Annotated in this window: 12 protein-coding genes and 2 pseudogenes; 12 read left to right on the forward strand and 2 right to left on the reverse strand. The window is 43.6% G+C overall.

Annotated features, from left to right (window positions below; translation table 11 throughout):
* The first annotated feature begins 152 nt into the window (after positions 1-152).
* The gene (locus ACKTT2_RS44135) at positions 153-1,304 is read left to right on the forward strand and encodes an MFS transporter (protein ID WP_407898599.1); all 1,152 of its coding nucleotides are present in this window, start codon (positions 153-155) and stop codon (positions 1,302-1,304) included.
* Positions 1,305-1,311: 7 nt separating this feature from the next.
* On the opposite strand, the gene ACKTT2_RS44140 is transcribed toward ACKTT2_RS44135, so the two are convergent.
* Together ACKTT2_RS44140 and ACKTT2_RS44145 are read right to left on the reverse strand one after the other, a co-directional pair.
* Entirely contained in the window at positions 1,312-2,283 is a 972-nt protein-coding gene (locus tag ACKTT2_RS44140) for an alpha/beta hydrolase (protein WP_407898601.1), read from the reverse strand.
* Between the two features lie 160 nt (positions 2,284-2,443).
* Positions 2,444-3,346 carry a helix-turn-helix domain-containing protein gene (locus tag ACKTT2_RS44145; RefSeq protein WP_407898603.1) on the reverse strand — a complete coding sequence of 301 codons (903 nt, stop codon included), beginning with the start codon at positions 3,344-3,346 and terminating at the stop codon, positions 2,444-2,446.
* A gap of 529 nt (positions 3,347-3,875) precedes the next feature.
* Here ACKTT2_RS44145 and ACKTT2_RS44150 point away from each other — a divergent pair.
* The 11 genes and pseudogenes from ACKTT2_RS44150 (at position 3,876) to ACKTT2_RS44200 (ending at position 14,216) form a co-directional block, all read left to right on the forward strand.
* Positions 3,876-4,541 carry a 2Fe-2S iron-sulfur cluster-binding protein gene (locus ACKTT2_RS44150; RefSeq protein WP_407898605.1) on the forward strand — a complete coding sequence of 222 codons (666 nt, stop codon included), beginning with the start codon at positions 3,876-3,878 and terminating at the stop codon, positions 4,539-4,541.
* A 266-nt stretch (positions 4,542-4,807) separates the two neighbouring features.
* Positions 4,808-6,001, forward strand: coding sequence for an RRXRR domain-containing protein (locus ACKTT2_RS44155; protein ID WP_407898607.1), 1,194 nt, complete (start codon positions 4,808-4,810; stop codon positions 5,999-6,001).
* Positions 6,002-6,028: 27 nt separating this feature from the next.
* Complete coding sequence (locus ACKTT2_RS44160; protein ID WP_407898609.1) at positions 6,029-7,018, forward strand: FAD binding domain-containing protein; 990 nt, start codon at positions 6,029-6,031, stop codon at positions 7,016-7,018.
* Positions 7,019-7,029: 11 nt separating this feature from the next.
* Positions 7,030-7,428 (forward strand): carboxymuconolactone decarboxylase family protein, encoded by a 399-nt coding sequence (locus tag ACKTT2_RS44165; protein ID WP_407898611.1) that lies wholly within the window; start codon positions 7,030-7,032, stop codon positions 7,426-7,428.
* A gap of 1 nt (position 7,429) precedes the next feature.
* On the forward strand, positions 7,430-9,670 hold the full coding sequence (locus ACKTT2_RS44170) for a xanthine dehydrogenase family protein molybdopterin-binding subunit (RefSeq protein ID WP_407898613.1): 2,241 nt from the start codon (positions 7,430-7,432) through the stop codon (positions 9,668-9,670).
* Positions 9,671-9,675: 5 nt separating this feature from the next.
* On the forward strand, positions 9,676-9,912 hold the full coding sequence (locus ACKTT2_RS44175; protein WP_407898615.1) for a hypothetical protein: 237 nt from the start codon (positions 9,676-9,678) through the stop codon (positions 9,910-9,912).
* Positions 9,913-9,921: 9 nt separating this feature from the next.
* A complete protein-coding gene (locus tag ACKTT2_RS44180) occupies positions 9,922-10,164 on the forward strand; it encodes a response regulator (RefSeq protein ID WP_407898617.1) in 243 nt (80 codons plus the stop codon).
* Positions 10,165-10,265: 101 nt separating this feature from the next.
* A complete protein-coding gene (locus tag ACKTT2_RS44185; protein WP_407898619.1) occupies positions 10,266-11,570 on the forward strand; it encodes a hybrid sensor histidine kinase/response regulator in 1,305 nt (434 codons plus the stop codon).
* Between the two features lie 429 nt (positions 11,571-11,999).
* On the forward strand, positions 12,000-12,251 hold the full coding sequence (locus ACKTT2_RS44190; protein ID WP_407898621.1) for a COG3415 family protein: 252 nt from the start codon (positions 12,000-12,002) through the stop codon (positions 12,249-12,251).
* A gap of 97 nt (positions 12,252-12,348) precedes the next feature.
* A pseudogene (locus tag ACKTT2_RS44195) lies at positions 12,349-12,841 on the forward strand (transposase).
* Positions 12,842-12,948: 107 nt separating this feature from the next.
* Positions 12,949-14,216 (forward strand): annotated as a pseudogene (locus ACKTT2_RS44200) (IS701 family transposase).
* Positions 14,217-14,363 lie beyond the last annotated feature (147 nt).

The raw sequence follows: 14,363 nt of genomic DNA on the forward strand, positions 1-14,363 counted from the left end.
TCCAGGCTGTTCTTCGCATCACTTTGGGTATCACGAAATACTGAGTTTCTCTATCTTGCGAGTGATTTGAGAATGCTGTAAAAATATATAAGATTAGCTCGGTAGCAAGTGTTGCTACCATGCGATCGTTGTGCTCTCAGGTAAACAGTTAAATGTGGGTTGCGATCGCTCTTTGTTTCTATGCCTTTATAGCCATTGGCATTGCGGAAGGAGGCTTAGGTGTCTTGATCCCCTCTATTCAAGAAACCTACAACTTGACTGCTGCTGGTATTTCTCTACTTTTCTTAAGCCAAGTGACGGGGTATATTTTTGCAGCATTAGCAAGCAGTATCTTGAGTAGCAGTATGGGAATGGCGCGGATGTTACTGCTAGCATCCACTATTCTCACCTGCGCCCTTGTGACTTATGCCCTCAGCCCTTATTGGTGGTTGATGGTTGCTACAGGCACATTCCTCGGTCTGGGAATTGGTCTAATTGATGCTGGCATTAATAGCTACATTGCCAACGAACAACAGCAGGCTGACTTAATGGGACTGCTACATGCATTCTACGGTATTGGGGCTTTGTCGGGTCCAGCAATAGCCACTACACTTCTGGCATTTAACCTGCAATGGAGAGGTATTTACCTAGTTTTTGCAACGTTTGTCGGGTTAATGGTAGCAGGAATGCTTTGGGCTGTGGTGTATAACTACAGACCTTTGAATAAGCGCATACAAGTGACGGAAACGAATGCGATCGCTAATTTACGTGTAGCTCTGACAACTCCCATAGTATTTCTAGCTGCAATGTTCTTACTTATTTATGTAGGTACGGAAGTTTCAGTTGGAAACTGGGCTTATAGCGTACAAAGTCTCAGTCGAGGTACGCCAAAATTACTTGCGGGTTACAGTGTGAGTGGCTACTGGGTAGGGCTTACCTTGGGACGCGCCGTGACAGGACGCATCGTTAATCGATTGGGTGCTGTTCGTACTCTCGATAGTTCCTTGCTACTGCTTGGACTTGGTTTAATTGCTTGGTGGTTACTACCAAATCAATTACTGAGTTTACCAATAATTGGCTTTGCACTTGCCCCCATGTTTCCGCTAACAATATGGTTAATGCCGCAAAGAGTACCAGCAGCTGTTGTTCCAGCAGCAATTGGATTTATGACAAGCGTTGCTAGTTTAGGTGCAGCAACTATTCCGTCTGCTGTTGGTACTTTAGCAACTCGTTTTAGTTTGGAAATCATTCCAGTTCTGATGCTTCCTCTCGCGATGATTATGGCGATTCTACATCGTTTATTAGTACAATATCAGGCTAGGTAAGCTATAATCAGTCCGCGATCGCTGCAAAACGAAGTTGCAAATAAGCTGCAACTTCGGCTATAGCAGCCTTACCTGATGCAATGACCCCACCTAATTGAAAGAAGCCATGCAAAACACCAGGATAACGAGTGTGTGTTACAAGACAGCTAGCGTCTCGTAATCGCTGGGCATAAGCTTCACCCTCGTCACGCTGAGGATCGAGTTCTGCTGTAATAATCAGAGCAGGTGGTAGACCTGAAACATCTGGGGCACGTAGAGGTGATACATAGGGTTGTTCGCGTTCGTTAGTGTCAGGTACATACATGGCAAGCTGACTTAAAAAGTTTTCGCGTGACCCAGCTGGGTGCAGAAAATCTAATTCATACCATGACGGAGTATCAATTGCTAAATCGGTATTAGGATAAATAAGAACTTGAGCGAGCGGGCGACTAGCATTACGATCGCGGCACATTAAACATATAACAGCAGCCAGCAGTCCACCAGCACTATCACCACCAACTGTAACTTTAGAGGCATCAATACGAAGTTCCTCAGCATTTTGAATTACCCACTGCAATGCAGCAAAACAATCTTCTGGGGCAGCAGGAAACGTTGACTCTGGTGCTAATCGGTAGTCTATTGCTGCGATCGCACAACCACTTGTGTTGGCGAGTGCTCGGAGTGGGCGATCGTGAGTATCGAAACCACCACTGATGAATCCACCTCCATGGAAGTATACCAGCGCAGGTAGTGAGATCTTATTACCTCCTTGTGGTCTGTACAATCGAAGCCCAATAGAAGGTGTCACTGAAGAAACTTTGTGCTCTTCAACGGTTTCCACCTCTTCAACTGCTCCAGCTAGCGGAATTATCTGTCGATAACCTTCGCGTACTAATTGAACTGGATCGGCATCAGGTGGTGGAGGTGTTACTTGGGCTTGCATCTGTTGTACAAGGGCGCGAGTATCTGTTGTCATTCTGGCAAAGATGTCTTCTCTCATGTTGTTAGTTGTATTGATACTTGTAACTGTTTACCACTACCATTTGTGCTACCAAACTTCTTTAATTCTCCAATATGTAATAATAAGGACTTTCAACTGCAATTGTCTTGTCAATTTGTGCGAATTCTTGGTTAAATTGTGCGTTTGCGCTCTACGACTACTATTTCCTATTGCCACGATAGGCTTTGGGAGTAATTCCAGTGTGTTTATGAAAAACTTTAGTGAAGTGACTTTGGCTTTGAAACCCAAGGAGTTGATAAATTTCAGTTATCGGTAATTCTGGCTCTTGCAGTAGCTGCTTTGCCTTCTCAATCCGGCACTGCAACACATACTGGTGAGGAGACAATCCTGTAGACTGCTTAAACAGACGGCTAAAGTGGTAGCGACTCATCTGTGCGATTGCAGCTAGTTCTCCCACACTTAAATCCAGATCTAGGTAAGCATGAATGTAATCCAGCACTGACTGTAATTTCAGCTTTGGCAATCTACCCGTGTAATCGCCAAGATCGTGATGACGAGTTGCATAGCGACGGATCAAATGAGCTGCAAGTGCTGTAGTCAGGGCATCTATATAAAGGCGACTACTCGCTTCACCCGCTTCTAGCTCCTCTTTCAAAGCTACTCCAATGCTATAAATAAGTCGATCGGGATGAGCAAACTGTGGTAAGAGTTCGATGCGATCGCTATCAATTGATTCATGAGCAAGTTGAGCAAGATGAGTTGGTGCTAATGCGATAGAGATCGTTTCTCCTCCTCGATTCCAGCAAGCTTTGTGCAGAATATTGGCTGGGACGAGTACCATGTCTCCGTGACTGAATTGTTCGTCCTGCCTCAGACCATCAAGTTGGCGTTCTGAATTAATAGAATCTTGTGAGTAATGTATCAAGATTAGGTGCTGTGTGTTGTAATGCTTTGGTGTCTCCCAGGCTGGCTGCCAAGCGTATCGCATAATCATGCCATCCCATTTGAAAGGGGAACTCGTAAGAAACGGTTGATTGGGAACAACCTGCGACACAGAACTTAATTGGTTTGTTCTAACAATAACTGGCTGCTGCTCTGGCATATTCTTTTCTAACTTTGTTCATAGACTAATTTTCTCAAGTTATTGTAAAAAATTTTCAATCTTACCCTCCGTCAATTTACAGCCATTTTCAGGTAAATAGACCAAATCTGTAGGGGCGCAATGCCTTGCGCCCCTACCGACGGTGTGGTTCATTTAGGTAAAAACTGCTGTAATTGACGAATGATGAGCGATTCCCTTCGGGATAGCTACGCTTCACACGTTGCCTGTTTTGTCCTTCTTTCCTCTTATGAAAAAATTAGAGAAATTGGAAGAGGCGTAATTCATTTTTTTAAAATCGCCTAAAGTCCCTGACCCCTATTTTCAGGGCAATTCGTAAGAGCATACAGCAACACTAAAAACAACTTACTTAAGATTGATATTGACAATTATCAAGCGTTTTTAGTTAAGTCTTTAGTTAGAAAATTAATCAACCCTAAGACTTATATCTTTTTGCCAACAGTCTTTGTAGCGTAAATAACTAGAGCCAGTAATCTTTAATTTGCCAAAAGTCACACAAGGAAGTTGACTCATGAAGCTTAGGTTCAAACGGCGACGGTTCGGTCAACTAATAGTGATTAGTATAGCAATGGTGTTTGTAAGTAATCATACCAGAAAAACTGTTGCACAAACTAGAAAGAATTTTCCCATGATGACAACACAATATTCAGTACTTGAAAGCTTTAAAGTCAGGCTACGAGTAAATGGCAAAGAACGTACTTTGCAAATTGAACCGCGAGTCACTTTACTTGATGCACTACGGGAACATCTTGGTTTAACAGGCACCAAGAAAGGTTGTGACCATGGTCAATGCGGTGCTTGCACGGTACTTGTTGATGGAAGACGTATTAACTCCTGTTTGGCACTGGCGATCGTGTATCAAGATGTAGAAATTAGCACCATTGAAGGATTAGCGCGTGGAGATACACTGCACCCCGTACAAACCGCGTTCATCAATCATGATGGATTTCAGTGTGGATACTGCACACCCGGTCAAATTTGTTCAGCAGTCGCTATGATAGCAGAAGTACAAGCGGGTACGGCAAGTGCGGTAACACCAGATGTCAGAAAGCAGGGACAGATCGAGTTGAGTGATGCGGAAATACGAGAACGCATGAGTGGTAATATCTGTCGGTGTGGTGCTTATCCGGGTATTGTTGCAGCAGTGAAGGAAGCAACTCAAACAATCAAGGCGTGAAACGAAAACATTCAACTACCCCATCGCAAGGCGAATGGGGATTGCTAAGACCACAATTAGCAAACTAACTGTTGAATAGCTCACTTGGGAGGATTTATCCGCTAATACCAAGTTCTGAGATCGATGCAGTTTATTACGTTCGGATACTTCCCTAGTCCGTACCTCTATAAGCTCTGGTGGTGAGAGCGTTGGGTAAAGCCAAGACACGCTGTATTGATTGAGCTAAGGGACTAAAACAAATTTTGGGTTATACCAATATCAAGCGGATGTCAAATATACGAGTACCAGTTGTAGATCCAGAAAAAAAATCATTAATGCCCACAACTTGCTCTCGCGCCAGAAGGTGGATGGAGCAAGGTAAAGCAATACCAAAATGGTCTGACTTGGGCGTATTTTACGTTCAGTTAGTAAAACCTCCATCAAGTCATGAAACTCAACCGATTAATATTGGCATCGATCCAGGAAAGAGATACAGTGGAGTTGCAGTTCAATCAAAAAAGCACACACTCTTAATGCTACATCTTGTTCTCATGGGATTTATTCCCAAACAAGGAACAGCGATGGCTGGAGTTAACAGCAAAATGGATTATCGCAAATTATTAAGACGGGGACGCAGGGGAAGAAGAATTAATCGCAAGGTTTCTTTTAAGTTCCGCAATCACAGACAAAAACGATTCGATAACCGTCGTAAATCTAAACTGGCTCCCAGTATTCGTTCAAATCGACAATTAGAACTGAGAGTCGTAGCTGAGTTATGCAAAGTATTTCCGATCTCAACTATTGTTTATGAACGAGTGAGGGCAGACGTAGATCTTACAAGTGGCAGAAAAGGTGCTAAATCAGGGAAAGGGTTTTCTGCGGTTATGGTTGGGCAAAGTTGGATGTTAGAACAACTTCAGCAATTTGCACCCACTATTACAAAAGAAGGATGGCAACAAGATGGCAATGGAACATCTCAAATCCGCCAATATCTAAAATTAGTGAAAGACAAGAAAAACAAGGAAGCACAATTACCCCAGACTCATGCTGTTGACGCAATTGCTTTAGCCTCAACAACCTTTGTGCAATACAAACCCTTTCATACCGCTAATAGTCATGGTCATCTTTGGTATGGCGAAGTGTCAATCACAAACGCAATATTCAAAGTTATTTCTCGACCAAGAATTACGCGAAGACGCTTGCATGATGCAGTTCCAGCAAAAGGTGGTGTTAGAGAGCGTTATGGTGGTTCAACAACACCGTTCGGAATTCGTAAAGGAGATTTAGTTGCTTATGGACAGCAGTTAGGTTATTGCTCTGGGTACACAAATAACAAACTTTCTATTTCGGATGCCAACTGGAAGCGGTTGGGTCAAAGAGCAATTAGCAAGTGTCGCTTAGTTGCTCGGTCAAAGGGGTTGGTGGTTTCGGGGACATCGAGTCCCACTCACCCACCCCTCCACAACCTCCCCGCCCTATAGAGGGACGGGGTATCAAGGGAGGTTTTGATGAAGCCATTTGCTTATGTACGTTCTACCGATCGCGACACAGCGATTCAAACAGCCGCAAGCGATCGAAGAGCAATGTTTATTGCGGGTGGGACTAATCTTATCGACTTGATGAAAGAAGGGGTCGCACTTCCCGATCGCCTTGTAGATATTACACAACTTGATTTAATAAAGATTGAAGCTATACCCAATGGTTTACGCATTGGTGCATTAGCACGTAATAGCGATACAGCAAATCATCCACTGGTTCGGGAACGCTATCCCCTTTTGTCACAAGCCCTACTTGCTGGTGCATCACCGCAACTGCGAAACATGGCAACAACTGGCGGTAACTTGATGCAAAGAACCCGCTGCTATTACTTTTATGATACAGCAATGCCCTGCAACAAACGCCAACCAGGGTCTGGCTGTGCTGCTATTGAAGGATATAACCGCATCCACGCCATTTTGGGTGCAAGCGATCGATGTATCGCCACCCATCCTTCTGATATGTGTGTGGCACTAGTTGCTCTTGATGCTGTCATACAAGTTGAGGGACCAAAAGGTAAGCGGGCTATTCCAATAACGGAGTTTCATCGTTTACCAGAAGATACACCTGAAATTGACACAGTATTGCAACAAGGTGAATTGATTGTGGCAGTTGACTTACCTTCTTCACCGTTTGCTTCGCTTTCGCATTACCTAAAAGTCAGAGATAGAGCATCCTATGCCTTTGCCTTAGTTTCTGTTGCCGCTGCATTGGATATAAACAACAATACCATCAGGGCAGCGCGAATAGCGTTGGGTGGTGTGGCACACAAGCCGTGGCGGGCGGAGGAAGCAGAGAAGATTCTCGTTGGTGCAAAAGTTAATGAGCAGACTTTTATGGCGGCAGCAGACGCGGCGGTGCGGGGAGCTAAGCCTTATAAGTACAACGCCTTCAAAGTGGAAATGGCAAAACGGGCGGTAGTTAGGGCGCTGACCACCGCAGCACAAGGAACGTCCGTATAAGGAGATTGAGAATGTCCGCGTCTAATAAATTACCTGCTGACCTTGCCGCCTTCCAGAACAGCTATGCTGAGTTATTCGGCTCTGTTCCACCGCTTCCTGCAGCCAAGTTTGAATTTATTGGTGATATCGATCCAGAAGCTCTACGCCTTGCCGAACAACTCCGCGCTCATGCCTTTTACTCTGATATCTTTGATACCAAGACGACGCAACTGATGCTCTTCGGTATGCTCTTGGTTCTAGGAGCAGGTGCTGCCCGATTCCACGCTATTGCCGCTCGTCGTACAGGTGCAACTTGGGAAGAGCTGCACAAGGTAGCAGAGTTGGCATCTGCTGTTGTCGCATTGGGTCCGTTAAACAATGGTAGCGCCATATTGAACGAGTTACGAACTGACGAAGCGAAAGGGAAATAGGATGAATAATTCAACTGGCAAACCAATGAATCGAGTTGACGGACGCCTCAAGGTGACTGGAGGCGCACTTTACGCCGCTGAGTTTCCCTTGGAAAACATGGCTCATGCTGTTATATTAAAAAGTACTATCGCTCGCGGACGCATTACGAATATTGATACAAGTGCAGCAGCGAAATCTCCTGGAGTGCTGGCAATTATTACCCATCTCAACGCCCCAAAAATCGATGGATATACTAATAGCAATACGAGTGGAGAGCAAGCAGTAGAAGCTGGTGGAAACCCGTTTACTAAACCGATTCCGGTATTGCAAGATGCTAAGGTAGATTTTTACGGACAGCACATTGGTGTGGTGGTTGCAGAAACTTTAGAGCAAGCAAGATACGCTTCTGAGCTAGTAAAAGTAACCTATGCTCAAGATTCTCCATCTCTCATTTTAGAGAAACATCTTGACCGTGCATATAAACCAGAAAAGTTATTAATACCCTTAGAACCTGATTCTGGTCGTGGCGATGTCGATCGGGGAATGAAGGACGCAGAGGTAAAAATTGATGTTACTTACTCAACTCCTGTGGAACATCATAACCCAATGGAACCTTCAGCAACGATTGCCATTTGGCAAGGCGATCGCCTCACACTCTACGACGCATCACAAAATGTCAACGGTGTCCAAACAACAGTAGCAAATACACTCCGTATTCCCCCTGAAAATATCCAAGTTATCTCGCGTTTTATTGGTGGTGGGTTCGGTTGCAAGTTTCCTGCAAAAGCACACAATATTTTGGCAGCCATAGCCGCGCAACAAGTTAAGCGCCCTGTCAAACTTGTTCTAACTCGCCAGCAAATGTTTGATTCTGTTGGTTGTCGTCCCCATTCATTACAACGTATTCGCCTCGGTGCGAAACGAGATGGCAAACTAACCACTGTTGCTCAAGAAATTACAATGCAAACAGATATTTCTAAGGAGTTTGTAGAACACATTGGAGCTGCAACTAACATGATGTACAACGCTCCCAACACTCTAGTTACCCACCGTGCCGTACCTTTAAATATAATAACGCCAACAATTATGCGTGCGCCCGGTGAAACACCAGGGATGTACGCTTTAGAATCTGCCATGGATGAATTGGCTTATCAACTCGGCATTGACCCAATTGAGTTACGTATAATTAACGACCCACCACAAGACCCAGAGAAGAACTTACCTTGGTCAAGTCGCTCGCTCGTTCAGTGTTTGCGCGAGGGAGCAAAGCGCTTTGGTTGGGAAAAACGCAATCCCAAACCTCGTTCCATGAAAGATGGTCGTTATCTTATCGGTTATGGTGTCGCCAGTGCTACCTATCCTGCCAATCGACAACCAGCCTCAGCTCGTACCCGGATTTTGCAAAATGGTAGTGTACTCGTACAAATTGCTGCTACGGATATCGGTACTGGTACTTACACTATATTGACACAAACGGTAGCCGAGGCGCTTGGTGTTTCACCTGACAAGGTGCAAGTGGAAATTGGAGATACGCAACTCCCACCTTCACCTGGTTCTGGTGGTTCTTGGGGGGCGGCTAGCTATGGTTCAGCAGTCCATGAATGCTGTTTAGCGGCACGCGATAAAGTGGTAGCACTGGTAAGAGAGGACACACGTTCTGCTCTCAAAGGTTTGAGTAGCAGCGATCTTGAAGCGCGTGCAGGAGGAATCTTTTCTAAGGGAGACTCATCTGAGGGAGAAACGTATCAAGAAATTCTGACACGAAATAATCTTAAAGAAGTTGTGGCAGAAGTTGAATCCAAACCTGATGGAGCAATGAACAAATATTCTATGCACTCCTTTGGAGCACAGTTTGCCCAAGTGCGCGTCGATCCAGATTTGGGAGAAGTCAGAGTATCTCACTTCCTTGGGGTATTTGGTGCAGGGCGCATTCTCAATCCTAAAACAGCAAGCTCCCAAATGATTGGTGGTATTGTTTGGGGAATCGGTCAAGCGCTGCATGAAGAAACACATATAGACGATCGCTACGGACATTTTGTCAATCACAACCTTGCAGATTATCACGTACCCGTTAATGCGGATATTCCCAATATTGAAGTAGTCTTTGTCGAGGAGAAAGACCCCTATGTTAACCCACTTGGAGTGAAGGGAGTGGGTGAGATCGGTATTGTGGGAGCAGGTGCCGCAGTAGCAAATGCTATTTATCATGCCACAGGTAAGCGTATCCGCGATTTACCAATTACGCCAGACAAGTTGTTTTGACAGTTGTGAGCGAAGAAGAATTTACTCGGTATATCTTTGTTATCCGTCAGCAGATAGAGGCGCTGCACGGACAGATTGTGTTATTGCCAACACAGCAACAGCAACTCTTATCAGCACCTCTTCAGTTGCTATCAGAAGCAGCATCTGTCTTGCTCAAGCGTTCGCTGGATGGGTTGCTCTTACTCTTCGTTGATGATGAAGCCGATCCCCGCGAGTATATTACCGTAGTGTTGGAGCAATAAGGGATATCTGTGACAGCAGTTGCCTCAGTGGGTGAGGCGCTCGAAGTGATGGAGCGATCGCGCCCCGATGTGATACTCAGTGACATCAGGATACCAGATGAAGATGGCTATGCTTTGATTTTTGAAAGTACGGACACTCGAAGCTCATTCGGGATGGCAGATTCCAGCCGGTGCTATAACAGCTTATCTTACAGAAGACCGAGCCAAGGCACTAAAAGCAGGTTTTCAGTCGCACTTGTACAAATTGGCTGAGCCAACGGAGTTAATTGCAATGGTTGCACAGCTTGCTGGGCGAGGCTAAAATTTACTAAGCTGAAGAATTGAGCACCTTAGCAGATTTTTCCAAAGGAAACATGGACCCCTTTACCAAAAGCAAGAAAGCCGCTCTCACAATGGAAGTGTTTGCAGGAGGTGGCGAGATGGGTGCATCAATGCGATCTCACCATTGGTCGCAAACTTCACTGGGTTCTGTTGAGAACTGGGGACAGAGCCTTCGTACCTCCATCAGTATTTTGCTTGCCTCTCGCTTTCCAATGTGTCTGTTCTGGGGGCGTGACTATATCCAGTTTTACAACGATGACTTTGTTCCCATTCTCGGTACGGCAAAGCACTACCTGACGCGAATACTGAGCGAACACGTTCAAGTCCAAGCAGTTGCAGATGGAGCAGCGGCGCTGGCTAGGGCAACTGAGCAAGTGCCCGATTTGGTACTTTCTGATGTGATGATGCCACAAGAGGACGGCTTTGAGTTGCTCAAAGTGTTGCGGGCTGACGTGCGTACAAGAGAAGTTCCCATCATCCTGCTGTCTGCCCGTGCTGGAGTTGAGTCGGTGGTCGAAGGACTTGAGGCGGGGGCGGATGACTACCTAATCAAACCCTTCTCTGCCACCGAACTTGTCACCCGTGTTTTAGCCCATCTCCAAATGGCACAGTTACGATCTCTTGCACTCCGCCAGGAAAAAACAATTAGCCGCTCTAAGGATAAGTTCTTAGCAGAAGTTTCTCACGAACTGAATACCCCCCTGGTCGCCATTCTCGGTTGGACGCGGTTACTCCGTGCCAAGGAGCCCAGTCAATCCATGCTCTGGAAATCCCTGGAGACGATTGAGCGCAATGCCACTCTGCAAGCCAAACTCATCTCAGACTTGCTGGATATTTCACGGATTACCACAGGCAAACTGCATCTCAATCTCCAGCCCGTTGAACTGCAATCAGCGATCGAAACGGCGATCGCCACAGTCATTCAAACTGCTCAAACCAAAGATATTGAGCTAAGTAGTCTGCTTGAGCATAGACCGATCGTAATTCAAGGCGATCCCGAGCGTTTGCAACAAATTGTCTTAAATCTACTGAACAACGCCATCAAATTTACGCCAATTGGAGGAAGAATTGTAGTTCGTCTTGATGTAATTGAAACACAGGCTCAACTCGTGGTGAGTGATACTGGCTGCGGAATAGATGCCGAGTTTCTGCCCTATGTCTTTGACAGTTTCCGTCAAGCACAAAGTTCAAACTCTACTAAAGGATTAGGGCTCGGAGGAGCGATCGCACGTCACCTAGTAGAACTCCACGGTGGCACCATCTCTGCCGAAAGTCCTGGAGTTGGGCAGGGCGCAACTTTTACCGTCAAGCTGCCACTGATTAGTGTATGTCTTTAAGAAGGATTTAATTAGAATAAGTAAGTAGGTGGGCGCTAAAAAACACAACTATATTAAGAAATGTAAATTGCCTAAAAGCTTTATCTTTAAAGCATTTGTGGCACTTTACAGAAGTTTACATAGTTCGGTTTAATTGTACCTACTTACTTAGGTCGGTGCAATTAAAGACAACTAGTGAAGGCTGTCAAAAGTCCTTTGTCATTGGTAAGTTACGTAGGTTGGGTTTCGTTCCTCAACCCAACCGAAGATATCTTAATGTTGACTTTATACAGCATTTTCGAGGTAAATGAGGTACACTAAGTATTAGTGCATCGAAAACTACAATGAAACCATACTCAATCGATTTGCGAGAAAAAATAGTAAATGCTTACTGTAGAGGGAACACGTCAATCCGAAAAATAGCTGTTCAATTTGGTGTAGCGAAAAGCTATGTACAAAAGCTCCTCCAACAATCATAGAACACTCGGTCATCTAGAACCTAAAAAGCAAGGTGGAGCAATGAAGGGTAAATTGGATGACTACTGTAGCGAATTAGCTGAAATGGTTAAAAGCTATCCAGATACAACGTTATCTGAATATTGTGAGTATTTTGGAGAAAAATATAATATTTGGGTAAGTGTAAGTGTCATATGCAATGCATTACAAAAACAAAAACTAACACGAAAAAAAAACTTTACGTAGTAGTCAAGCAAAAACGGAAAGAGTCCAAAAACTGAGAATTGAGTATTGGGAGAAAGTAAAACAAGTAGACCCAGAAAACCTTGTTTTCATTGATGAAATGGGCGTTCTACTAGGTTTGACTCGAACTCATGCACGAAGCGATCGCGGCAGTAGGGTGTATGATTTTAAGCCATATTACAGAGGGGCAAAAGTAAGTGTAATTGGGGGAATCAGTTTAAAGAAGGTTTTAGCTGTCATGACTTTAAATGGCTCAATGGATGGGAATGCATATAAGGTCTTTATTGAACATTTTTTGCTTCCACAATTATGGCCTGGGGCAGTAGTGATAATGGATAATCTTCCTGCACATCAAGTCGAAGAAATTAAACCCTTAATTGAATCAGAGGAGTGCAAGTGTTCTGTACCTATCTCCTTATTCTCCTGAATTTAACCCCATTGAACATTGTTGGTCACAATTAAAAGCATTCTTGAAACAATTTTCTCCAAAAAATGCATCTGGAGTTGATGTTTTAATAAAAATAGCACTTGGATTAATTAATCCTGAACATCTCAAAAATTGGTTTGTAAATTGCTGCTACTGTACCTCATAAACTCCGAATCTGCTGTAAATCATCTCTAATGGGACTTAAACAAAAAAGTCAAGAAAAATAGGGTATAATGCTTGACAAGCATAAGTTTCACGTCAAAAGAAAATTCCATGAAAGAGACAACCCCTGCAGCCATGCCACCGTGTTTTGAAAAATGGTGTCAACGGTTTGATGAAGCTTTTAGTCATAAAGCCCAAAAAAAAGGGTTTAGAGATTATTTAGGGGGATTATTAGGGGAAAGTGAAAGAAAAAACCTGTCTGGTGATGGCTGATAACGCTATAGGGGTCGAATACCATTAATTACACCACTTTTTAACGGAAGCACCATGGTCTGATGTCAAGGTAAATGATCTGAGATTAGAAACGATGAACAAGTGTAGTCAAACGAAAATTAGTAGAGGATAAGACGTGATAATTGATGATTCAGGTCATAGAAAAAGTGGGAATTTTACGGATGGAGTGGGAAGGCAGTACATTGGAGAAATTGGGAAAACAGATAACGGGATAGTAGTGGTAACAACGCATTTATACGATGGACGAAAAAGCTTACCATTAGATATAGAGTTATACCAGCACGCCGATTCTTTACCCTCAGGCAAACAAGACCCAGAATTTGAGAAAAAAACCGAACTAGCAATTAAGTTAATAGACAAAACATTGGCCCGAAAATATCAACCGGGAATTGTACTGATAGATGCTGGATATGGCAATAATACAACCTTCTTATTAGAGTTAGAAAAAAGAGAACTAAAGTATGTGGGAGGATTAGCCAAAAATCGAAAAATAACTCTTGATATATCAGACAATGTTCAACAAACAATGAGGTTAGATGAATTAGCACAAAACTTGTCTAAAGAGGATTTCACAAAAGTTCAACTAAACTTAGATAAATCAAAAACAGTATGGGTAGTAACTAGAGAAGTAGAGATATCACAACTGAAAGGAAAGCGAAATATTGCTATCGTCATGAATGCTGAGACTTTCTCTGAGGCGACTGATATTGACTACTTTATCACTAATGTTTCTACATCAATTGTTTCACCTGAGTGGATAGTTAATACCTATTCTCAAAGAAATTGGGTAGAAGTTTTTTATAGGGAAGCAAAGGGTTGGCTAGGGCTAAAAGAATATCAAGTTCGAGATAAAATAAGTCTACTTCGACATTTCCAGCGTGGTTTTTTGTGCATACACTTTTATTCTTTGGCATCAGATGACTGGGGGTTTGAGACGAAGGTGGGCAAACAAACCTTTGAATACCTTTCCTGAAGCTTTATCAGCGTTTAGAACAGCTATGTCTTATCGTTTCTTTGAGTAGTTGAATCATAATCGTGACGTATTTGCCGCTTACAAAGTTAGTTTAGGCTACATTTGGGCTTAATTTTTGTTTAAGTCCCACTAAGAGAATGTTTTCTCAATAAAATTTTATCCATTATAAGGAATTAAACGATTTTTCAGATTTTTTTAATTGTTGTAATAAGTTGAAGATTTTGCTGAAAGAGAAGTTCAAATAATTGTTGAGAAATAT

It is taken from the genome of Scytonema hankhaensis NUACC26 (genome assembly GCF_045865695.1).
GTDB lineage: Bacteria > Cyanobacteriota > Cyanobacteriia > Cyanobacteriales > Nostocaceae > Scytonema.

Bases quoted from the DNA above. Each gene is read 5' to 3' on its own strand.
- ACKTT2_RS44185 (WP_407898619.1), top strand. From the start codon at position 10,266: ATGGACCCCTTTACCAAAAGCAAGAAAGCCGCTCTCACAATGGAAGTG.
- ACKTT2_RS44165 (WP_407898611.1), top strand. From the start codon at position 7,030: ATGTCCGCGTCTAATAAATTACCTGCTGACCTTGCCGCCTTCCAGAAC.
- ACKTT2_RS44145 (WP_407898603.1), bottom strand. From the start codon at position 3,346: ATGCCAGAGCAGCAGCCAGTTATTGTTAGAACAAACCAATTAAGTTCT.
- ACKTT2_RS44150 (WP_407898605.1), top strand. From the start codon at position 3,876: ATGAAGCTTAGGTTCAAACGGCGACGGTTCGGTCAACTAATAGTGATT.
- ACKTT2_RS44160 (WP_407898609.1), top strand. From the start codon at position 6,029: ATGAAGCCATTTGCTTATGTACGTTCTACCGATCGCGACACAGCGATT.
- ACKTT2_RS44155 (WP_407898607.1), top strand. From the start codon at position 4,808: ATGTCAAATATACGAGTACCAGTTGTAGATCCAGAAAAAAAATCATTA.
- ACKTT2_RS44135 (WP_407898599.1), top strand. From the start codon at position 153: ATGTGGGTTGCGATCGCTCTTTGTTTCTATGCCTTTATAGCCATTGGC.
- ACKTT2_RS44190 (WP_407898621.1), top strand. From the start codon at position 12,000: ATGTACAAAAGCTCCTCCAACAATCATAGAACACTCGGTCATCTAGAA.
- ACKTT2_RS44170 (WP_407898613.1), top strand. From the start codon at position 7,430: ATGAATAATTCAACTGGCAAACCAATGAATCGAGTTGACGGACGCCTC.
- ACKTT2_RS44140 (WP_407898601.1), bottom strand. From the start codon at position 2,283: ATGAGAGAAGACATCTTTGCCAGAATGACAACAGATACTCGCGCCCTT.